19 protein-coding genes are annotated in these 20710 nt (G+C 65.0%); 6 read left to right on the top strand and 13 right to left on the bottom strand.

All coding sequences use genetic code 11. The features are described 5' to 3' along the window. Positions 1 to 9: 9 nt before the first annotated feature. Genes ACSFBL_RS13585 through ACSFBL_RS13565 form a run of 5 tightly spaced genes read right to left on the bottom strand, consistent with a single transcriptional unit; the run spans position 10 to position 5058 of the window. Positions 10 to 2145 carry a type IV pilus secretin PilQ gene (locus ACSFBL_RS13585; protein WP_435516306.1) on the bottom strand — a complete coding sequence of 712 codons (2136 nt, stop codon included), beginning with the start codon at positions 2143 to 2145 and terminating at the stop codon, positions 10 to 12. Next, a complete protein-coding gene (locus ACSFBL_RS13580; protein ID WP_435516305.1) occupies positions 2142 to 2681 on the bottom strand; it encodes a pilus assembly protein PilP in 540 nt (179 codons plus the stop codon). The genes ACSFBL_RS13585 and ACSFBL_RS13580 overlap by 4 nt, the downstream gene beginning before the upstream one ends. Next, positions 2678 to 3352 carry a type IV pilus inner membrane component PilO gene (locus ACSFBL_RS13575; RefSeq protein WP_435516304.1) on the bottom strand — a complete coding sequence of 225 codons (675 nt, stop codon included), beginning with the start codon at positions 3350 to 3352 and terminating at the stop codon, positions 2678 to 2680. Before ACSFBL_RS13575 ends, ACSFBL_RS13580 begins: the two co-directional genes overlap by 4 nt. A 9-nt stretch (positions 3353 to 3361) precedes the next feature. Then, on the bottom strand, positions 3362 to 3982 hold the full coding sequence (locus ACSFBL_RS13570) for a PilN domain-containing protein (RefSeq protein WP_435516303.1): 621 nt from the start codon (positions 3980 to 3982) through the stop codon (positions 3362 to 3364). Then, positions 3979 to 5058: a pilus assembly protein PilM gene (locus ACSFBL_RS13565; RefSeq protein ID WP_028249285.1), complete on the bottom strand. Its 1080-nt coding sequence runs from the start codon at positions 5056 to 5058 to the stop codon at positions 3979 to 3981. The genes ACSFBL_RS13570 and ACSFBL_RS13565 overlap by 4 nt, the downstream gene beginning before the upstream one ends. A gap of 241 nt (positions 5059 to 5299) precedes the next feature. Between ACSFBL_RS13565 and ACSFBL_RS13560 the strand changes: the two genes are divergently transcribed. Beyond that, entirely contained in the window at positions 5300 to 7702 is a 2403-nt protein-coding gene (locus ACSFBL_RS13560) for a penicillin-binding protein 1A (RefSeq protein WP_435516302.1), read from the top strand. A 4-nt stretch (positions 7703 to 7706) separates the two neighbouring features. Here the strand turns inward: ACSFBL_RS13560 and cyaY are convergent, their stop codons facing one another. Further along, positions 7707 to 8039: an iron donor protein CyaY gene (gene cyaY, locus ACSFBL_RS13555; protein ID WP_435516301.1), complete on the bottom strand. Its 333-nt coding sequence runs from the start codon at positions 8037 to 8039 to the stop codon at positions 7707 to 7709. A gap of 12 nt (positions 8040 to 8051) precedes the next feature. Between cyaY and lptM the strand changes: the two genes are divergently transcribed. Further along, complete coding sequence (gene lptM, locus ACSFBL_RS13550; protein WP_435516300.1) at positions 8052 to 8321, top strand: LPS translocon maturation chaperone LptM; 270 nt, start codon at positions 8052 to 8054, stop codon at positions 8319 to 8321. Further along, positions 8318 to 9604, top strand: a complete 1287-nt coding sequence (gene lysA / locus ACSFBL_RS13545; RefSeq protein ID WP_435516299.1) for a diaminopimelate decarboxylase — start codon at positions 8318 to 8320, stop codon at positions 9602 to 9604. Before lptM ends, lysA begins: the two co-directional genes overlap by 4 nt. A gap of 18 nt (positions 9605 to 9622) precedes the next feature. On the opposite strand, the gene ACSFBL_RS13540 is transcribed toward lysA, so the two are convergent. From ACSFBL_RS13540 to ACSFBL_RS13520, 5 genes are all read right to left on the bottom strand, one after another. Beyond that, positions 9623 to 10267, bottom strand: a complete 645-nt coding sequence (locus tag ACSFBL_RS13540; RefSeq protein ID WP_435516298.1) for a protein-methionine-sulfoxide reductase heme-binding subunit MsrQ — start codon at positions 10265 to 10267, stop codon at positions 9623 to 9625. A gap of 13 nt (positions 10268 to 10280) precedes the next feature. Then, positions 10281 to 11279 carry a protein-methionine-sulfoxide reductase catalytic subunit MsrP gene (msrP, locus tag ACSFBL_RS13535; RefSeq protein WP_435516297.1) on the bottom strand — a complete coding sequence of 333 codons (999 nt, stop codon included), beginning with the start codon at positions 11277 to 11279 and terminating at the stop codon, positions 10281 to 10283. A 117-nt stretch (positions 11280 to 11396) separates the two neighbouring features. After that, positions 11397 to 12713 carry a c-type cytochrome biogenesis protein CcsB gene (gene ccsB, locus ACSFBL_RS13530; protein WP_435516296.1) on the bottom strand — a complete coding sequence of 439 codons (1317 nt, stop codon included), beginning with the start codon at positions 12711 to 12713 and terminating at the stop codon, positions 11397 to 11399. Beyond that, positions 12710 to 14851, bottom strand: coding sequence for a cytochrome c biogenesis protein ResB (locus ACSFBL_RS13525; RefSeq protein WP_435516295.1), 2142 nt, complete (start codon positions 14849 to 14851; stop codon positions 12710 to 12712). The genes ccsB and ACSFBL_RS13525 overlap by 4 nt, the downstream gene beginning before the upstream one ends. Positions 14852 to 14956: 105 nt before the next feature. Next, positions 14957 to 15631 carry a c-type cytochrome gene (locus ACSFBL_RS13520; protein ID WP_435516294.1) on the bottom strand — a complete coding sequence of 225 codons (675 nt, stop codon included), beginning with the start codon at positions 15629 to 15631 and terminating at the stop codon, positions 14957 to 14959. A gap of 69 nt (positions 15632 to 15700) precedes the next feature. On the opposite strand from ACSFBL_RS13520, the gene yihA reads away from it, so the two are divergent. Together yihA and ACSFBL_RS13510 are read left to right on the top strand one after the other, a co-directional pair. Continuing rightward, on the top strand, positions 15701 to 16441 hold the full coding sequence (gene yihA, locus ACSFBL_RS13515; RefSeq protein WP_435516293.1) for a ribosome biogenesis GTP-binding protein YihA/YsxC: 741 nt from the start codon (positions 15701 to 15703) through the stop codon (positions 16439 to 16441). Positions 16442 to 16506: 65 nt separating this feature from the next. Next, entirely contained in the window at positions 16507 to 17421 is a 915-nt protein-coding gene (locus ACSFBL_RS13510) for an alpha/beta fold hydrolase (RefSeq protein ID WP_435516292.1), read from the top strand. Positions 17422 to 17565: 144 nt separating this feature from the next. On the opposite strand, the gene ACSFBL_RS13505 is transcribed toward ACSFBL_RS13510, so the two are convergent. Both ACSFBL_RS13505 and ACSFBL_RS13500 read right to left on the bottom strand, forming a co-directional pair. After that, positions 17566 to 18450, bottom strand: a complete 885-nt coding sequence (locus ACSFBL_RS13505) for an LpxL/LpxP family acyltransferase (RefSeq protein WP_435516291.1) — start codon at positions 18448 to 18450, stop codon at positions 17566 to 17568. After that, entirely contained in the window at positions 18447 to 19325 is an 879-nt protein-coding gene (locus ACSFBL_RS13500) for a lysophospholipid acyltransferase family protein (protein ID WP_435516290.1), read from the bottom strand. The genes ACSFBL_RS13505 and ACSFBL_RS13500 overlap by 4 nt, the downstream gene beginning before the upstream one ends. 185 nt (positions 19326 to 19510) lie before the next feature. Between ACSFBL_RS13500 and metK the strand changes: the two genes are divergently transcribed. After that, on the top strand, positions 19511 to 20692 hold the full coding sequence (metK, locus tag ACSFBL_RS13495; RefSeq protein ID WP_028249298.1) for a methionine adenosyltransferase: 1182 nt from the start codon (positions 19511 to 19513) through the stop codon (positions 20690 to 20692). Positions 20693 to 20710: the final 18 nt, after the last annotated feature.

The raw sequence follows: 20710 nt of genomic DNA, 5'->3' as shown, positions 1-20710 counted from the left end.
TGGATCGGATCAGCGCGCCGCGTTGCGGTCGGTGATCATCTTCGGCGTGATGAAGACGAGCAGTTCCGTCTTGTTGGCCGTGCGATTCCGCGTCCTGAAGAGCGCCCCGACATAGGGGACCTCACCAAGCACCGGAATGCGCGACTCATCGACCGATTCGGTCAGTTCGAAGATGCCGCCAATGACCACCGTGCCGCCGTTCTCGACCAACACTTCCGTCTGCACGTGCTTGGTGTTGATGGCGAAGCCGGCGGTCGTGGCCTGGCCCACGGTGTCCTTGTTGACGTCGAGCGTCAGGATGATGTTGCCCTCGGGGGTGATCTGCGGCGTCACCTCGAGCTTCAGATTGGCCTTGCGGAATGCGATGGAAGTGGCACCGCTCGAGGTCGCGACCTGGTAGGGCAGTTCCGTACCCTGCTCGATCAGCGCCTTGGTCTGGTCGGCCGTGACCACGCGGGGACTCGAGACCACCTTGCCCTTGCCGTCGGCTTCCAGCGCCGAGATTTCCAGGTTCAGCAGTCGCGACAGGCTCGAGTTGAAGAGCGAGATCGCGAAGGTGCCCGCCGCATTGCCGTTGCCTGCGACACCGGTCGAGGGCAGGTTCACGAAGTTGGAGTTCGTGAAGATCGTCGTTGCGGTCGGCGGGTTCTGGAACTGTCCATTGACCACCGGGTTGGGCGTGATGATCGGGTTTGCGCCGATCGTGTTGTTCTGGTTGATGGCGCCGCCACCGAGCTTGACGCCCAACGATTTGCCGAAGGTGTCTGCCGCCTCGACGATGCGGGCCTCGATCATGACCTGGCGGACGGGCACGTCCAGCTTCTGGATCAGTTCAGCCACTTGCGTCAGACGCGACGGGATGTCCGAAACGAAGAGTTGGTTGGTGCGCGATTCCGCGATCACGCTGCCACGCGGGCTCAGGATGCGCGACGCCGTGCCGGCACCACCACCGCTGCCGGCGGCGGAGCCCGTACCCGTCAGGCCCTGCGCAATCGAAACCGCCTTGGTGTAGTTGAGCTGGAACGATTGTGTGCGGAGCGGCTCCAGGTTCTGGATCGCGGCCTGCGCCTCGAACTCGAGCTTTTCCTTGGCGTTGATCTCGTCCTTAGGCGCAATCCAGAGAACGCTGCCGTTCTTGCGCATGCCGAGGTTCTTGGCCTGCAGGATGATGTCCAGCGCCTGGTCCCACGGCACGTCCTTCAGGCGGAGCGTCAGCGCACCCGTCACCGAATCGGAAGTCACGATGTTGAAGTTCGTGAAGTCGGCGATCACTTGGAGCAGCGAGCGGATCTCGATGTTCTGGAAGTTCAGCGAGAGCTTCTCGCCGGTGTAGCCCACGCCCTGCGTCAGCTTGGTCGGATCGACCTTGCGGGGGCGCACCTCGACCACGAACTGGTTTTCGCTCTGATAGGCGCTGTGCTCCCAGTCGCCCTTGGGCTCGATGACCATCCGGACGCGGTCACCGACCTGCTGCGTCGTCACGACCTGAACGGGCGTGCCGAAGTCCGAGACGTCGAGCCGGCGACGCAGGCCTTCCGGCAGGGTCGACTTGGTGAACTCGACGACGAGGTTCTTGCCCTGCTGGCGAATGTCGACGCCCACCTGGTTGTTGGCCAGGTCGACGATCACGCGGCCGGTGTTGTCCGAACCGAGACGGAAATCGACGTCGCGCAACGGCAGCATGTCGCGGTTCCGGTTCTCGGCGAAGGCCTGGGGCGTCGAAGAAACGAGCGCCGCACCGGCCACGGGTTCGAGAGAGACCAGCAGCGACTTGCCCTGGATCTCGGTCTTGTAGGCCGTCGCTTGCTTGAGGTTCAGGACGAGACGCGTGCGTTCACCGGCCTGGACCACGTTGACCGAGCGCAGGTTGCCCTGGTTGACTTCGATCGCCGAGCGACCGATCGCATTGGTCACACCCGGGAAATCGAGCGCGACGCGTGCGGGCGACTGGATGGCAAAGCCGGTCGGCGGCGCAGCGAGCGGCTGGGTGAAGTCGATGCGAATGACTTCAGCGCCCGACTGCATCGAACTCGTCACCGATTCGATGGCATTCTGGGCATGAACGACAGCCGCCGCGCTCAACGCGAGGACAGCCGCACCGGCAACGCGCAGCCAGCGTGCGAGCATTGATTTTTGTTGGTTCATTTCGTCCTCTCTTGCAACTGCAGCGTCGCCACGCGTTCGATCCATTCACCGGCGGCGTCCTGCACGATTTCACGCAAGGCGAGTTCGGTTTCACTGATACGGGTGATGCGCCCGTAGTTGAGTCCCAGATAGTTGCCCACGCGCACCTGATAGAGCAGCTTGTCGACGCTGATCAGGGCGACCGGCTGCCCATTGCGATTCAGGCTGCCGACCATGGCCATCGAATCGAGCGGGAAAGCCTCCAGGGCTTCCTTGCGACGCGTGAGTTCCGGCGCGATCAGGCCCGAGGTGCTTGGCTGGCTCGAGTCGCGGCGCAAGGCCTGCGTGAGCTTCTGCATGTTGAAAGGCTCGATCACGGCGCCTTCCGTGTAGGCCTGCGGCGTGAACTTCTTCGGCTCCGTGATGGGCGGCACCGTGGGGCGAACCTGCGCCCGCTGGTCGGCCATCCAGCGCTGGAGGTCCTCCTCCTCGGAGCCGAAGCAGCCGCTCAGGCTGGCCGCGGCCACGCCGAGCCAGAGAAATCTGAGCGATCTCATTTCTTCTTTGCTCCAGCGGCGGCACGCTTCTGCATGGCTTGCTCTTCCTCATCCAGATATCGGTAGGTCCTGGCCGTGGCATCCATGACCAGGCTCCCATCCTTCTGCGGCGCCACGGACAAGTTGTTCAGGGTCACGATGCGGGAGAGGTTCGCCACATCCGCGGCAAAGGCCCCCATGTCGTGATAGCGACCCGTCACGCGGACGGCGATCGGAAGCTCGGCGTAGTAGTCCTTGACGGAGACCTGGCCCGGACGGAACAGTTCGAACTGCAGGCTGCGCCCGAGCCCTGCCTGATTGATGTCCGACAGCAGCGCATCCATCTCGGCCTTGCTCGGGAGCTGCTTTTCGAGCAGCGTGACGTACTGCTGCACCTGCTCGCGCTGCTTCTTCAGCAACTCGAGATTGGCGGCCTGCGCGACCTTCTTCTGGTAGTCCGCGCGGAGGGTGACTTCCTTGGCGCGCTCGGCCTCGAGTTCGTCGTTCGAATTGGTGAGCCACACGAACCACAGACCCACCAGCACCAGCGCCGCTACCGCGATGCACAGGGCATAGCGCGGCGCCGAGGGCCAGGAGGCCGGATCATTGGGATTGAGACCCTGGAACTGCTGGCCGAAGCGCCGCACGGCGGCCGCCAGGTCGAACCTCGGGGATGCGCGTTTAGTTGCCATGATGAACGCCTACCCTTTGACTGCCGGTGCGGCGGGCTTGCTGCCCGGCGCTACGGCTTTCTGCGCGTCGGTGGGCCGCTTGAGACCGATGCGCATCGTGAAGTTCGCGACGCGACGCTGGTCGCGAGGACTCAGGCTAACGGTGCTCGAAGTGATTTCGACCAGTTCCGGCTTGACCAGCCAGGGGCTGTTATTTCCGAGATTGCGAAGCAGTTCGGACACGCGCTCGTTGGATTGCGCCATGCCCTGCAGCGTCACCGTCTGGTTGTCCTGCTTCATGCTCGTCAGGTAGACGCCATCCGGCAGTTGGCGGACCAGTTCGTTGAGCAGGTGCACGGGCATGTTGCGATCGCCCTGCAGGTCCTCGACCGCCTGCTGCCTGGCCCTCAGGGCGGCGATCTCGGCCTGCAAGGTCGAGATCTCCTTGATCTCCGCCTCGAGCTTTGTGATGGCCGATTGCAGGAGGCCGTTCTTCGACTGCTGGCTGGAGATCTGGGCCTGGAACCACAGGAACGCCATCCCCGCGATCACACCGCCGAGCACCGCGGAGAAACCCAGCGTGGCATAGAAGGTCTCGCGCCGGCGCTTGCGCGCGGCTTCCCTGTGCGGGAGCAGGTTGATCAGGATCACTGCAGGAACCTCCGCATCGCCAGGCCGCACGATGTCAGGTAGGACGGCGCTTCGCGTCGAACCTTCTTCTCACGGATTCCACTGCCGATTTCCATTCCGTCGAACGGATTGACGAGCGAGCAGGCAAACGACGTCTGGCGCGTCACGGCGCTGGTCAAGCCCGGCAACGCGGCCGAGCCGCCCGCCAGCAAGACGTAGTCGACGCGATTGTGCGGCGTGCTAGTGAAGAAGAACTGGAGCGCCCGCGCGATTTCCTGCGCGATGCTTGCCACGAAAGGCTTGAGGACGCCCGATCCGTAGTCGTCGGGCAGCTCCCCGCTGCGCTTCTTGGCTTCGGCTTCCTCCGCGGAGAAACCGTACTGGCGCACGATCAGTTGCGTGAGCTGCGCGCCGCCGAATGCCTGGTCACGGTCATAGAGCACTTCCTGGTTGCGCAGGACCTGCATGCTGGTCGTGAAGGCGCCGACTTCGAAGAGCGCAACAACCGCGTCGCGGCCTTGGCCAGGAAGCTGCTCGATCAGGCGCGCCGTCGCCAGGCGCGATGCATAGGATTCCACGTCGAGGATCACGGCCTTCAGGCCGGACGCCTCGGCCAGACCCTGTCGATCCTGGACCTTTTCCTTGCGGGACGCGGCAATCAGGACCTCGACGTCGCCCGCCGAATTGGCGCTCTGCCCGATCACGCAGAAATCGAGGCTGACTTCGTCCAGCGAGAACGGGATGTATTGATTGGCTTCGGACTCGACCTGGATTTCGAGTTCCTGCTCGCTCATGCCGCCCGGCAGCACGATCTTCTTGGTGATGACGGCGGACGGCGGCAGGGCCAGCGCGACGTTCTTGGTGCGCGTCCCGCTCTTGCGGACGACACGACGGACCGCTTCGGCAACCTCGTCGAACTTCTCGACGTTGCCGTCGGTGATCCAGCCACGCTCGAGAGGCTCGATCGCACACCGCTCGAGTACCAGCTTGCCGCTCGCGTCACGGCCCAGTTCGACCAGCTTGACGCTGGACGAACTGACGTCCAACCCGAGCAGAGGCGCGGGCTGACGGCGAAACAACGATCCCAGAGCAGTCAAGTTCGATCCCATCCGTTTGTAACGATTGGAAAAATATGCGAGTGGTTGCATGCTAGCAGCAAGGCACAACGCCAACCAAGCGGCGAATCCCCAGTCCAGCGCCAATCGTTGTCAAAAGTCGACGTAACGGTTCCGATCTGCAACTTACGTCACAAATAAGAGTACTTGGGTCCTAACTGCTACGAACGGCCGGTCTTCAAGACCGGCGTTTTTATAATGGCCGAAGACTCCAACAGCCTCAATGCCCGAAACAACTCAACCCAAAGGGCCATCCAAGGCCGCCCCTCCCAAACGCTCCGGCTTGCTGACATGGCTGATGCGCATCGTATTGTGGGGTCTCGGGATCGCCGCCGCGGGCGTCATCGCGGTCATTTGCGTGATCGCGGTTGCGCTGGCCGTTGCCTACCCGAACCTCCCTGACATCTCCGAGCTCTCGGACTACCGCCCCAAGCTGCCGTTGCGGGTGTTCTCGTCCGAAGGCATCCTGATCGGCGAGTTCGGCGAAGAGCGCCGCAATCTCACGCCCATCTCGACCATTCCGAAGGTGATGAAGGACGCCGTCCTCGCCGCGGAGGATGCGCGCTTCTACGACCACGGCGGCGTCGACTACAAGGGCATGCTGCGCGCGGGCCTCGCGAACATGAATCGCGTCAAGAGCCAGGGCGCCTCCACCATCACGATGCAGGTGGCGCGGAACGTCTACCTGAGTTCCGAGAAGACCCTGACGCGCAAGATCTACGAAGTCCTGCTCACCTTCAAGCTGGAGCACCTTCTCACAAAGGACCAGATCTTCGAGATCTACCTGAACCAGATCTACCTGGGCAATCGCGCCTATGGCTTCGCGGCTGCATCAGACGCGTATTTCGGCAAACCGCTGTCGGACATCACGATCGCGCAGGCCGCAATGCTGGCGGGGCTGCCCAAGGCGCCCGGTGCCAACAACCCGGTCAACAATCCTGCGCGCGCCCGCGGGCGGCAGCTCTACGTGATCGACCGCATGCAGGAAGCCGGCTTCATTACGGCCGAACAGGCGGCGGAAGCCAAGAAGGAAGACCTTCACTTGCGCGACGCCGCGGACCCGACCCGGCTGCACGCCGAGTACGTGGCCGAGACCGTGCGACAGCTCATGTATGCGCAGTACGGCGACAGCACCTATACGCGCGGGCTCAAGGTCTACACCACGCTCGTCGCCGCCGATCAGGCTGCGGCGTACAAGGCTCTGCGCAAGGGCATCATGGATTACGAGCGCCGGCAGATCTATCGCGGCCCCGAGAAGTTCGTCGACCTGCCCACCAACCCGAAGGAACTCGACGAGGCGGTGGATGACGCGCTGGCGGAACACCCCGACAACGGCGACGTGATGTCGGCGGTGGTGCTCAAGGCGACCGCCAAAGAGATCAATGCGGTTCGCGCCAACGGCGACACGATCCAGATCGTCGGCGATGGCCTCAAGCCAGCCCAATCGGGGCTCTCGGACAAGGCACCACCCAACATCCGGATCCGCCGCGGCGCAGTGATTCGCGTCGCCAAGACGCCAAAGGGCACCTGGGAGATCACGCAGCTCCCCGAGGTCGAAGGCGCGTTCGTCGCCATGGACCCGCGCGACGGCGCCGTGAAGGCGATGATCGGCGGCTTCGACTTCGACAAGAACAAGTTCAACCACGTCACGCAGGCATGGCGCCAGCCCGGGTCGAGCTTCAAGCCCTTCATCTATTCGGCGGCCCTCGAAAAGGGCTTCACTCCCGGAACGGTGATCAACGACGCGCCCCTGTTCTTCGATGCGGGCACGACCGGCGGGCAGCCGTGGGAGCCGAAGAACTACGACGGCACCTTCGAGGGCCCCATGTCGGTGCGACGTGCCCTGATGAAGTCGAAGAACATGGTCTCGATCCGGATCCTGCAATCGATCGGCACGCGCTATGCGCAGGACTGGATCACCAACTTCGGCTTCGAGCGTGAAAAGCATCCTGCCTACCTGCCGATGGCGCTGGGTGCCGGATCGGTGACGCCAATGCAGATGGCGACCGCGTACTCGGTGTTCGCCAACGGCGGCTACCGCGTCAATCCCTACCTCGTGACCCGCGTGACCGACCACAAGGACAAGGTGCTCGTCGACAAGCAGCCGCCACTGCTCAACGAAACGCTGCGTGCGATCCCGCAACGCAACGCCTACATCATGGACAGCCTGCTGCAATCCGTCGCGAGCGGCGGCACGGCGGCCAAGGCGCAGGCCACGCTCAAGCGCACCGACATCTACGGCAAGACCGGCACCACCAACGATTCGCTGGACGCGTGGTTCGCAGGCTTCCAGCCGACCATGACCGCGGTGGCCTGGATGGGCTACGACACGCCACGCAAGCTCGGCGACAAGGAGACGGGTGGCGGCCTGAGCCTGCCTATCTGGATCACCTACATGGAAACGGCCATCAAGGGCGTTCCCGTGGCCGAGGTGCCAGCGCCTGCCGGCGTGGTCAACGTCGGCGGCGAGTGGTACTACGACGACTACGCGCCGGGCCGCGGCGTCGCGGTGCTGGGCGTCGAAGCCGGACCGACGCCGTCGGCGGAAGCGGTCTCGGGTGCACCGATCAGTGCGCCGCCACCGCCCGAGGAGCGCAACAAGATCCTCGACCTCTTCCGCAACTAGCGGGTCAGTCGGCCGCGAAATCGAGCGGCTGGCCGGCCTGCAACGAAGCCTCCCGCGACAGGTTGCCGAAGAATTCCTCGCTCGTCTTGGTGTCGACCCACGTTCGGCCATCGTGCCGATAGTGGTAGCCGCCGGAACGGGCGGCCAGCCAGATTTCATGCAGCGGCTTCTGGAGGTTGACGATCAACTGGCTGCCGTTGACGAAGGTGATGGTGATCATGCCGCCCACGCGCTGGTTGTCGATGTCGACGTCGGTCGCGTCGTTGATGCGGTCGCAGCTTCGTTCGATCGCTGCAAGCGCTGCTTCGGCGCGGTCCATGTACTCGGGGTCGGTCATTACAATTTCGCCATGTTGAATGTTCGCCAAATTCTAGTGAGCGCCGTTGGCCTCGCGCTCGTTGGGGTCGGCCTGACGGCCTGTGGCCAGCGGGGCGCGCTCTACCTGCCGACCGGCCCTGCGGCGAAAGATCGCGCAACGCTTCCCGAACTGTTGATCCCCGGCGGCAAACCCGCCTCCGATGCCGCAGCCGCGCCCGCGCAGCCTGGGCCGTCGACGAACTCCTCCACGACTCCCTCCAACGCCAACACTGCGCCCGCCAAGAACGGGGACGCGAAATGAACACCACTGCCCGTCTTCCCGGCCACCCGCATATCGTTCGCAAGGACGGCGTCCTGCACGTCGAGGGCCAGTCGCTTTCCTCGCTCGCCCGCGAGCACGGCACGCCTCTGTTCGTCTATTCGAAGCAGTGGATGCTCGATGCGCTGGCCGCCTACCAGCGTGGATTCGAAGGTCGGGACGCCGTGGTCTGCTACGCGATCAAGGCGAACTCCTCGTTGGGCGTGCTTCGCGTCTTTGCCGAAGCCGGCTGCGGCTTCGACATCGTCTCCGGCGGTGAACTCGCGCGCGTGCTGGCAGCGGGCGCCGATCCGGCCAAGGTCATCTTTTCCGGCGTCGGCAAGACGCGCGCGGAGATGCGCCAGGCGCTGGCGGCAGGCATCGCGTGCTTCAATGTGGAGAGCGAAGCCGAGATCGACGTGCTCAACGCGGTCGCGCTAGAAGAAGGCCAGGTCGCATCGATCAGCGTGCGCATCAACCCCAACGTCGATCCAAAGACGCACCCGTACATCTCGACCGGCCTGAAGGGCAACAAGTTCGGCATCGCGCACGACCGCGCGGTGGCCATCTATCTGCATGCCGCCTCGCTGAAGGGCCTGAAAGTAGTCGGCATCGACTGCCATATCGGCTCGCAGATCACCGACGCCTCGCCTTACCTCGAAGCGCTGGAACGCGTGCTCGACCTGGTCGAAGCCATCGAGAAGGCTGGCGTCCCCCTGCACCACCTCGATTTCGGCGGCGGTCTCGGCATCGACTACAACGGCGACACGCCGCCTGCTGCCGATGCGCTCTGGCACCAGTTGCTCGCCCGCCTCGATGCGCGGGGATTCGGCCAACGCCGCCTGATCGTGGAGCCCGGTCGCTCGCTCGTCGGCAATGCGGGCGTGTGCGTGACCGAGGTGCTCTACACCAAGCCGGGCGAGGACAAGAATTTCTGCATCGTCGACGCGGCGATGAACGACCTGCCGAGGCCGGCGATGTACCAGGCTTTTCATCAGATCGTCCCGGTCGCTGCGGAGCGGACCGGTGCGGATGCCGTCACCTACGATGTCGTGGGCCCCATCTGCGAAAGCGGCGACTGGATCGGCCGCGACCGTGAGCTCAAGGTTGCTTCGGGCGATCTCCTGGCGGTTCTCTCCGCAGGCGCCTACTGCATGGCCATGGCCAGCAACTACAACACGCGCGGCCGTGCCGCCGAAGTGCTGGTGAGCGGCGAGCGCGCCACCCTGATTCGTCGCCGAGAGAGCATCGACGATCAGTTGCTCAGCGAGCGGTTCGGCGACTGAGCACCTTCCCGCGCGCCGTCACTTGATCGCTTGCGTCCGGGCGCCGAGTGGCGGCGTGGACTTCCGCTTTCCGGCGGCAAAGTTCCAGACGCGCCAGCCCAGCAGCACCGCAACGATCGCTGCGTAGACGAACACTTCGGCGAAGTTGTTCTTGCCCGCGCGCATCCAGAAGAAGTGCAGCAGGCCCAGTCCGGCGATGACATACACCAGCTTGTGAAGCGCCTGCCAGCGCTTCGCGCCCATCGCCTTGATGGCGCGGTTGAACGAGGTCGCAGCCAGCGGCGTCAGCAGCACGAAGGCCGAGAAGCCGACGAGGATGAACGGGCGCTTGGCGATGTCCTTGGCGATGTCCTGCACGTCGAAGCCCATGTCGAACCAGCTGTAGCTCAGAAGGTGCACCACGACGTAGAAGTAGGCGAACAGGCCGAGCATTCGCCTGAAGCGCGCCAATCCATTGGTGTTGGTGATCACCCGCAGGGGCGTGACGGCCAGCACGATGCAGATGAAGCGGAGCGTCCAGTCGCCAGTCGAGCGGATCAGATGCTCGGCCGGGTTGGCGCCCAGGCCATCGGTGAGCGCGGCATAAAGCAGCCACGCAAACGGCAGGAGACACAACAGGAACACGACCGGCTTGGCCGCCGGGTGCATCAGGAGCTTGTTCACGACAGGCCCCGGATCAGTAGAACTTCTTGAGGTCCATGCCCGCGTAGAGCTGGCCGACCTGCGCTTCGTAGCCGTTGAAGATCTGCGTCTTGGTGCGCTTGGCGAACAGGCCACCGCCATCGCCGATGCGGCGTTCGGTCGCCTGGCTCCAGCGCGGATGATCGACGTTCGGGTTCACGTTGGAATAGAAGCCGTACTCCTGCGCAGCCGACTTGTTCCAGGCCGTGCCGGGCTCCTTCTCGACGAAGCGGATCTTGACGATCGACTTGCCGCTCTTGAAGCCGTATTTCCACGGCACGACGATGCGCACCGGCGCGCCGTTCTGGTTGGGCAGCACTTCCCCATACATGCCGAAGGTCAGCAGCGTGAGCGGATGCATCGCCTCGTCCATGCGCAATCCCTCGGTATAGGGCCAATCGAGGATGCGGGATCCGACGAAGGGCATGGTCTTGGGGTCGGCCAGCGTGACGAACTCGACGTACTTGGCGTTGCCCTGCGGCTCGACCTTCTTGATGAGCTCGGCCAGCGAATAGCCCACCCACGGGATGACCATCGACCAGCCTTCGACGCAGCGCAGCCGGTAGATGCGCTCTTCCTGCGCGCTCAGCTTGACGAGGTCCTCGATGGTGTACTTGCCGGGCTTCTTGACCAGGCCTTCGACCTCGACCGTCCATGGCTTCGTCTTGAGCGTGCCGGCGTTCTTGGCCGGGTCGGCCTTGTCGGTGCCGAACTCGTAGTAGTTGTTGTAGGTGGTCACGTCCTTGTAGTCGCTGACCTTTTCCATGGTCTGCGCACCAGGCACGGCGGACTTCGCCCCTGGCAGCGGCGCGAGCTTGCCCGGCGCCGCTGTCTGTGCCAACGCTTCGCGTCCCGCCCAGGACGCCATCGCCGCACCGGCCGCGCCGCTGGCCAGCCACTTGAGCATGTCGCGACGCCCCTCGTAGACACTCCGCGGCGTGATCTCGCTCGAATGCGGGTGAATGAAGCCGTCGTCACGGGATCGAATCAACATCGGGTTCCTTTCGCATGAATTGCCTTGCGTAGATGAATTCGTTGCCAACGATGATTCGGTTACGCGAAAACCACGCCGTCGGTTCATTTCGGCGCGAGATTTTCAGCGCACGACGCGTTACAGGGTGCCGTAGCTGTGCAGCCCGCTGAGGAACATGTTCACCCCCAGGAAGGCAAAGGTCGTCACCGCCAGGCCGCCCAGGGCCCACCAGGCCGCCACCGTGCCGCGCAGACCCTTCACGAGCCGCATGTGCAGCCAGGCCGCGTAGTTGAGCCACACGATGAGCGCCCAGGTTTCCTTGGGATCCCAGCTCCAGTAGCCACCCCATGCATCGGCCGCCCACAGCGCGCCGAGAACCGTGGCGATCGTGAAGAAGGCGAAGCCGACCGTGATCGACTTGTACATCACGTCATCCAGCACCTCGTTGGCCGGGAGCCGGGCGGCAATCCGCTTGCGCCCCAGCAGGATGCCTGCCGCGATGAATGCCGAGATCGCCGCGTAGACGACCCAGTAGCTGCCGCCGGCTTCCTGCACGCGCTGGCGGAACGCCACCGGCACGAAGCAAAGCGCCACGCCCAGCAGCCAGATCGGCGTGAGCTTGTACCAGCGCGTCTCGCTCGCCTGTTCCTTGATGAGGTAGGCGAACGCCACCATCGCGGCCAGCGAGAACGTGCCGTAGCCGATGAAGTTGGCCGGCACGTGCAGCTTCATCCACCAGCTTTGCAGCGCCGGCACCAGCGGCTGGATCTCGTGGGCTTCGCGCACCAGCGTGTACCAGAGCAGGAAGCCGACCGCCGCGCTCACCACCAGCATCACGAATGCGCCTAGCGCGCGCGTGCCGTAGCGCGATTCGAAGTAGAGGTAGAAGGTCGCGGTCAGCCAGCAGAACAGGACGAACACTTCGTAGAGATTGCTGACAGGGATGTGGCCGATGTCCGGCCCGAGTTGGTGGCTTTCGTACCAGCGCACCATCGTGCCGATCAGGGCCATGGTGACGGCGGCCCAGGCCAGCCGGGAGCCGATCAGGTCCATCGCATCGCCCTGCCTGCCGCCGAAGAAACCGATCCAGTAGAACAGCGTGCTCATGAAGAAAAGCACGCTCATCCAGAGGATGGCCGACTGGCTCGACAGGAAGTACTTGAGCCAGAACACCGAGTCGGCACGCGCCAGGTCGCCCTGGTAGGACGCGATCGCCAGCAGCGCCGCGCAGGCGACGACGATCGCCAGCACCCGCAGTGGGCGCCAGAACCAGCCGAGCCAGATCGCCACAGGCATGGCCGCGAGCAGGATGGTCTTCTCGTAGTAGTCCATCGACGCGGCGTAGCGCGAGAAGGCGAAAAGCCCGCCGGCCACCACCAGGGCCGCGAAGACCCAGTCGAAGGCGTTCCGGCGTGAAAGCCAGCTGTCGTTGAGCGTGAGGGTGGTGGTGGTCATGACGCCGTATCTTTCCTGATGGCGAGCAGCTTGTCCTTGAGGTGCTCGAATTCGCGGTCGCTGTCGATGGTCTTGCGATTGACCGAAAAGGCCATGGTGGCCGTCGTGCCGGGCGGCTGGGTGTCGTCCTTGGCCAGCCAGACCCACAACCTGCGCTCACGGACGTACAGCATCGCAAAAATGCCGGTGATCAGCAACAGGCAGCCCAGGTAGACGATGTTCTTGCCGGGCGCGCGGGCCACCTGGAACACGCTGGCCTGCACCTGCTTGAAGTCCGTCATCATCAGCGCCACCGGCGCCGGGTAGAAATGGGCGTCGCTGATGGCCAGCACCGACAGGGTGAGGAAGGCCTGCGACTTCTCGTCCGGCGGCAGCGCCGCCAGGCCGGCTTTCTCGCGGCTCACGTTGAGCACCTCGAACAGCACGTCGTTGAGGATCCGCACCAGCACCGAGCCCGCGCGCTCGCGCTCGGCTTCGGGGACATTGGCCTCCATGAATTCCGCAATGGCCTGCCAGCCGCCCGTGCTCACGGCATCCGCCTTGGCGCGTTCCGTGCCCGCGAACAGGGCGAGGGCGCGCGAGGCCGAGGCACGAAGCTGGTTGGCCAGTTCGGGGCGCTTCGGATCGGCCGCGCGCGCAACGTAGCGATCGACCGCGCGCGCACGCGCATCGGCATCCGCCAGCGTCGCCCGCATGCGAACGAAGCCGTCCATCGACCCCTGCTCGTCAGCCGGCACGCGCAGGTAGCGGAACGGCTCCTCCGGCCGTTCGCGCATGCCGAGCAGGAAGACCGGTTGGCCGTCGCCCGTGTCGACCGGCACCATGTAGTTCTGGTACTCGCGTGCCTGGCCGGCCGCGTCGCGGAGCTTGTAGCCGATGCTCGGGCCGATGTTACGCAGCACCTTGGGCTTGTTGGTCTTGTTGGCCGCGCCCAGGCGCGATTCGAGGCTGCTGTGCAGGTCGACCTTGCGCACGTCGGCACCGCTGGTCTGGGGACCGCCGGCGCTTTCGCCGAAGTTCTCGACATTGATCACACGCAACGCGGTGTATTCCAGCGTGAGTTTGTCCTTGCCGTTGGTGATCTCCGAGGTGCCGCCGATCGTGCCCTCGATCTCGAAAGGCTTGGCCGCGGCCGCCATCGGCACCGCCTTGAGCTTCACGCTCGATCCGCCGTCGTCGAAGCTGGACTGGTAGATCTCGATCCCCTTGTAGCTCGCCGGATGGTTGACCTCGATGCGCGCCGGAATCTCCTTGCCGGTCTCGCGATCGTGCAGCACGACCTCGCTCGCGAACAGCTTGGGCATGCCGGTCGAGTAGTAGTCGACGATGAACTTCTTGAGCTCGATGGAGAACGGAAGCTCCTGCAGCAGCACGCCGTCCGACTGGTTGAGGATGGCAACGTTCGCCTGCGCGCCTTCGGGCACCAGGATGTTGCCGCGGAAGGTCGGGTTGCCGAGCGACAGGCGATGCTGCGGCGGCACGTCGGCAATGAGTCCGCCGCCTGTGTACACGCTCTTGCCGTTGAACCAGGTCTGCGCGCGAACGACCAGGTCGCCGTCCAGCAGCCCGCCGATGCACACCAGCACGATCGCGCTGTGCGCGGCGATGTAGCCCAGCTTGTGCGCCCCGCCGGCACGTGCGGCCACCATCCAGCCGTCGCCGTCGCGGTGCTGGAGCTTGACCTTCCATCCGCCGGTCGCCAGCAACTGGCCGATGCGGTTGGCCGCGGCGTCCGGCGTTTCAGCCAGCACGGTCGCGGCCCGCTGGCCGAAGGCCTTGAGGCTCTGGGCGCGGATGCCTTCCTTGTAGTTCTTCAGGTCCGAGAGGATGTGCGGCGTGTTGCGGGCGATGCACAAGGACGTGCTGATCACCAGGAAGACCAGGATCAGCAGGAACCACCAGGCGCTGTAGATCGAATCGAGCCTTGCCGCGCGAAACACATCGGCCCAGAAGGGACCGAACTGGTTGATGTAGTTGTTGATGGGCTCGTGCTGCTTGAGCACGGTGCCGATGATCGATGCGATGCAGATGATCGTCAGCAGCGCAATCGCGAAGCGCATCGACGAGAAGAGCTCCACCGCCGCGCGGACCACGTGGGGACCGCGACGGACTCGAAGGCCGTGGGTGGAAACTGACATGAGGAGCGGATCGTGGGAAGCAAAAAGGCGGGCCATCCTTCCTGGATCGGCCCGCCTTGCTTGGGGTTTGTTATTGGCGGTTAGTTCATGCTGAACCGCCGTGAATCAGCGCAGGCCGGCAATGTAGTCGGCCACCGCCTTGATTTCGCGATCGTTGAGCTTGGCCGCGACGCCGTGCATCTGCGGGGAGTTCATGCGCACATCGTCGCGGAACTGGACCAGTTGCGCGGCCGTGTAGTCGGCATGCTGGCCGCCGATACGCGGGTACTGCGCGGGGATGCCGGCGCCGGTTGGGCTGTGGCAGCCGGCGCAGGCCGGAACCTGCCGATCCGCAATGCCGCCGCGGAAGATGCGCTCGCCAAGCGCGACCAGGTCCTTGTCCTTCGAATAGCCGGTCTTGACCTTCTTGGAGCCGACGAACCAGGCGATGTTGCGCATGTCTTCCTCGGACAGGCCGGCGACCATCGGCTTCATGATCGCGCTCTTGCGCTTGCCGGACTGAAAGTCCTGAAGTTGCTTGAGGATGTATTCGGGATGCTGTTGCGCCAGCTTGGGATTCGTCGCGATGGCCGAGTTGCCGTCGGCGTTGTGGCAGGAGGCACAGCTGACGCTGTTGGCCGGCGCCGTATTGAAGAGAGTGTCGCCCTTGGCCGGATCAGGCTTGGCCGCCTTGGGGGGTGCTTCGGCTGCCGGCTTGGCGGCATGCTCGTCGGCTGCGAAGCTGGCACTGGCGGCGACGCCCAAAAGGGCTGCAAGCAGAAAATGGGCAAACAACTTCATATCGGGGGGTGGATTTATGGCGCAAAACCCGGCGATTCTACAATGGCGCCCCGTTCCGAAAGCTCATAGATGACCACCCCGCCGCGCAAGCCGGCCGCACCCTCCTCCCGCCCGGCGCCCGCCGTGGACGCCGCGGCCGCCGAACGCGTCCGCATCGCCAGAGGCTGGCTGCACACCGCCCATTTCCTCACCAGCGCGCCCCAGCTGGAGCACCTGCCAACGCTCGACTTGCCCGAGATCGCCTTCGTCGGCCGCTCGAACGCCGGCAAGTCGACTGCGATCAACACGCTCACGCAGCAGACCCGCCTGGCCTTCGCATCGAAGACGCCCGGCCGCACGCAGCACATCAACCTGTTCGGCGTCGGCAAGCAGAAGGTCGACGATGCCGTGCTGGCCGACCTCCCCGGTTACGGCTACGCCGCCGTGCCGCGCGAGGCCAAGCTGCGCTGGCAGCGCGTGATGGGCAACTACCTGATGACGCGCGAGAACCTTCGCGGCGTCGTGCTGATGTGCGACCCGCGCCACGGACTGACGGAGCTGGACGACATCCTGCTGAACGTCATCCGTCCACGGGTCGAACAGGGACTCAAGTTCCTGGTGCTGCTCACCAAGGCGGACAAGCTCACGCGGTCGGACGGCGCCAAGGCGCTGTCCATTGCGCGACTCCAGGCCGGCGGCGGCGAGGTCAAACTGTTCTCCGCCCTGAAACTGCAGGGCGTGGACGAGGCCGCCGAACTGCTCTGGCGCTGGGCGCATCCGGAGGGTGCACACCCCGCACAGCCGCCGGAACAAGTCGACGAGCAGGGCTGAGAGAGCGACAGCGGCGACTCTCCCGAACTCGAGCCATCCAACCAAGACCAAGAAGGAGACAACCCGTGATCGAGACTTTCGCCCGCCAGCTTCCCAACGGCACGACCCTCAGCTGTCGCGCCACCGGCACGCCGGGACGCCCCTTGATGGTCTTCCTGCACGGGTTCCCCGAGGCCGCGTTCATCTGGGACGAACTGCTCGAATACTTCGCTCAGCCCGAGCATGGCGGCTTTCGCTGCATCGCGCCCAACCTGCGCGGCTTCGAGAAGTCGAGTTCGCCCACCGAAGTCTCGGCCTACCGCGCCCACCTGCTCGTCCAGGACGTCGCCGAACTCGCGGCGAGCGAGAACCCGGACGGCCGGATCGAAGTCCTGGTGGCGCACGACTGGGGCGGCGCCTTCGGCTGGGGCTTTGCCAACCATCACGCGGACAAGCTCGGACGCCTGGTCATCATCAACTCGCCGCACCCCGGCACCTTCACGCGCGAGTTGCTGAACAGCCCGGCGCAGCAGGCCGCGAGCGCCTACATGAACTTCCTTGCCCGGCCCGACGCCGAGGCCCTGCTCTCGGCCGACGACTACCGGCGCATGTGGCCCTTCTTCACCTTGATGAAGGCAGGCGCCGACGGCTTCGGCTGGCTCACGGAAGACGTCAAGAACAAGTACCGGGAGGTCTGGAATGCGGGCCTGACGGGTGCCTGCAACCTTTACCGCGTGACGCCGATGAAGCCGGCCGTGTCGGGCGGGCCGGCACCGCAGATTCCCACGTTGCCACGCGAACGGCTCACGGTCGCGGCGCCCACCTTCGTCCTGTGGGCGCTTGACGACGCGGCACTGCTGCCGGGCTTGCTGGAAGGTCTCGAAGACTACGTACCGAAGCTGGATCTGAAGAAGGTGCCTGGTGCGACGCACTGGATGATCCACGAGCAGCCGCAGTTCGTTGCCCGCGAGATCGAAGCCTTCCTCCAACGTACCCCATAGGACCTGCAGCAGACCGCTAGCGACCACCGCAGCGGACGCCCCAAGCGAGATGCGGCCGCCGCCGGGCCGCCCCAAGGCGAGCCGCGCCTCCCCCTCGGGGGGTGGAGTTACACGCAGCGAAGCGAAGTGAAAAGCCGGGGGGCCTCAGTAAATCGAGGGGTCGCCTTCAGGGCGCGTCTTGAAGCGCCGATGGACCCAGTAGTACTGCGAGGGCATCGTGTCGATGTAGCCCTGCAGGCGCTGGTTCATCAACGTGGTGTCGGCAATCACATCGTCCGTCGGGAAGTTCTGCCAGGCTGCAAGCACCTCGATCTCGTAGCCATCCTTCGTGAGCTTCGACACCACCGGCACCACCTTGGCCCGGCCCAGCCGGGCAAAGCGCGACAGCGACGGAACAGTGGCGGCCTGCACCCCGTAGAACGGCACGAAAACGGTCTGGTCGCGCCCGAAATCCATGTCGGGCAGCAAGTACAGCAAGCCGCCCTTGCGCAGCCCCGCGACGATCGGCTTGATGCCGTCGACGCGGTTCAGCGTGATCACGTTGCCGAAGCGCTTCCGGCCCTCGCGGATCCACTCGTCGATCATGGGATCGCGCTGGGTGGTGTAGATGGTCGTCGACGGCCGCGCGGTGTGCATGGTCAGCCCGGTCGCTGCGGCATCGAGGCCGTAGAAATGCGGCGCGAACAGGATCATCGGTTCATGACCGTTGGCGATCTCGTCGATTTCCCTGGCGGCGCCGACGACCTTCAGCCGCCTTCCCACGACCTCTTCCGGCGCATGCCAGAGCCAGCTGCGGTCGAGCCAGGATTGCGCGACATAGACGAAAGTCTCCCGTGCGATCCGGCGCCGCTCGGCGGCCGATTTCTCGGGGAAGCACACAGCCAGGTTCGCATCCACCACGCGCCGGCGAGGCACGGCCGCCAGGTGAAGCACCGGGCCGAGCAGCGCACCGAAGCCCCGCACCAATGGCAGCGGCACATGCGCCAGCGTCCGCATGAAGGCGATGCCGAGTCTCGAGGTCAGGCTCACGAGGCCACCTCGGCTTCCGCTTCGGCGCGCGGCTGCTTGTAGCGCGCGTAGTCCCAAACGTACTGGCCCGGCAGACGGCGAATCAGTCTTTCGATGCCTTCGTTCATGGCCGTGGCCGCAGCTTCTGGCGTGGCTTTTGAATCGCTCATCGCGGTGCCGTCGAAGGCCTCGAAGCGGATGGCGTAGCCGGCGCCGCGCGGCAGCCGCTCGCACACGCCGAGGAACACGCGGGCCCCGGTCTGCTGCGCGAGGCGGGGCAGCAAGGTCATGGTGTAGGCCGGCCGGCCGAAGAACGGCGCCCAGACGCCCTGCCCCAGCGGCGGCACCTGGTCCGGCAGCAAGCCGGTGTAGCCGCCATTGCGCAGCGTGCGGATCAGCCCGCGCACCCCGGCCACGGTGGTCGGCAGGGTCCGCAGGCCGGGCCGGTCGCGTGAGCCGGCGATCAGCTCCGCCATGAATTTCTTGCGCGCCGGCCTGAACAGCGCGGTGATCGGGCCGTAGGCCTCGAAGAAGCGCTCACCGACGGCCTGGCCGAAGGTCTCCCAGCTTCCCAGATGCGGCGACACGAGGATCACGCCCTTGCGCGCAGCCAGCGCGGCTTCGAATTCCTCCACGCCGTCCCAGCGGACGATCTTCGGCAGCAGGCTTTCGCCCTGCGGACGGGCCCATACCCAGGGAAGCTCGCCCACCATGGCGCCGGCGGCGGTGATCGCGGGTCGGTATTGCGCAGGCGTGAATCCGGCGGCTTCGGCGTTTTCCCGGAAGCGCCGACGGTAGTCCGGCGCCATCCACCAGACCAGCCAACCCAGGCATCCACCGACCGCGTGCATCAGGGGCAGCGGCAAACGGGCAAGCCAACGGAACAGAGAAATCATCAAGACGAGGGAGGGGTCAAATCAGGACGCGCGCGCAGCGTACAGCGCGGCTCGAATAGAATGCAAATTGTCGCTGAGTTATGGAACTACTTGCAGGGCGACGTTAAACACCACTGCTAAAGCGTTCGCCAAAGCTCCATCCGGGTTGGCAACGCGCCAATCGCACCTTCATGGAGTTTCATCTAATGGCGAACGACTTCCTCTTCACTTCCGAATCCGTGTCCGAAGGCCATCCCGACAAGGTGGCGGACCAGATCTCCGACGCGATCCTCGATGCGATCTTTGCCCAGGACCCGCGCTCGCGCGTCGCGGCCGAGACGCTGACCAACACCGGCCTCGTCGTGCTCGCCGGCGAGATCACGACCAACGCGCACGTCGACTACATCCAGGTCGCCCGCGACACCATCAAGCGCATCGGCTACGACAACACCGACTACGGCATCGACTACAAGGGCTGCGCCGTCATGGTCTGCTATGACAAGCAGTCCAACGACATCGCGCAGGGCGTGGACCACGCGAGCGACGACCACCTCAACACCGGCGCCGGTGACCAGGGCCTGATGTTCGGCTACGCCTGCGACGAGACGCCCGAGCTCATGCCCGCGCCGATCTACTACGCGCACCGCCTCGTCGAACGCCAGGCCCAACTGCGCAAGGACGGTCGCCTGCCCTTCCTGCGCCCGGATGCCAAGAGCCAGGTCACGATGCGCTACGTCGACGGCAAGCCGCACAGCATCGACACCGTCGTGCTCTCCACGCAGCACCACCCCGACCAGAGCGAGACGCCGACCAAGATGAAGGCATCGTTCAACGAGGCCATCATCGAGGAGATCATCAAGCCCGTGCTGCCCAAGGAGTGGCTCAAGGAAACGCGCTACCTGATCAACCCGACCGGCCGCTTCGTCATCGGCGGCCCGCAGGGCGACTGCGGCCTGACCGGCCGCAAGATCATCGTCGACACCTACGGCGGCGCCTGCCCGCACGGCGGCGGCGCGTTCTCGGGCAAGGACCCGAGCAAGGTGGACCGCTCGGCCGCCTATGCCGCCCGCTACGTGGCCAAGAACATCGTCGCCGCCGGCCTTGCCCGCCAGTGCCAGATCCAGGTCGCTTATGCGATCGGCGTGGCCAAGCCGATGAACGTGACGGTCTACACCGAAGGCACCGGCGTGATCCCGGACGACAAGATCGCCGCGCTGGTCCAGGAGCACTTCGACCTGCGTCCCAAGGGCATCATCCAGATGCTCGACCTGCTGCGCCCGATCTACGGCAAGACCGCGGCCTACGGCCACTTCGGGCGCGAAGAGCCCGAGTTCACGTGGGAAAGCACCGCCAATGCCGCCGCCCTGCGCGCAGCGGCCGGCCTCTGAGCATTCTCCGGCGCTGAA

It is taken from the genome of Variovorax glacialis, from assembly GCF_051216375.1.
In the GTDB taxonomy this organism is placed as follows: Bacteria; Pseudomonadota; Gammaproteobacteria; order Burkholderiales; family Burkholderiaceae_C; genus Variovorax.
The sequence above is the reverse complement of the archived record's forward strand: the minus strand, read 5'-3'. Positions and strand labels throughout refer to the sequence as shown.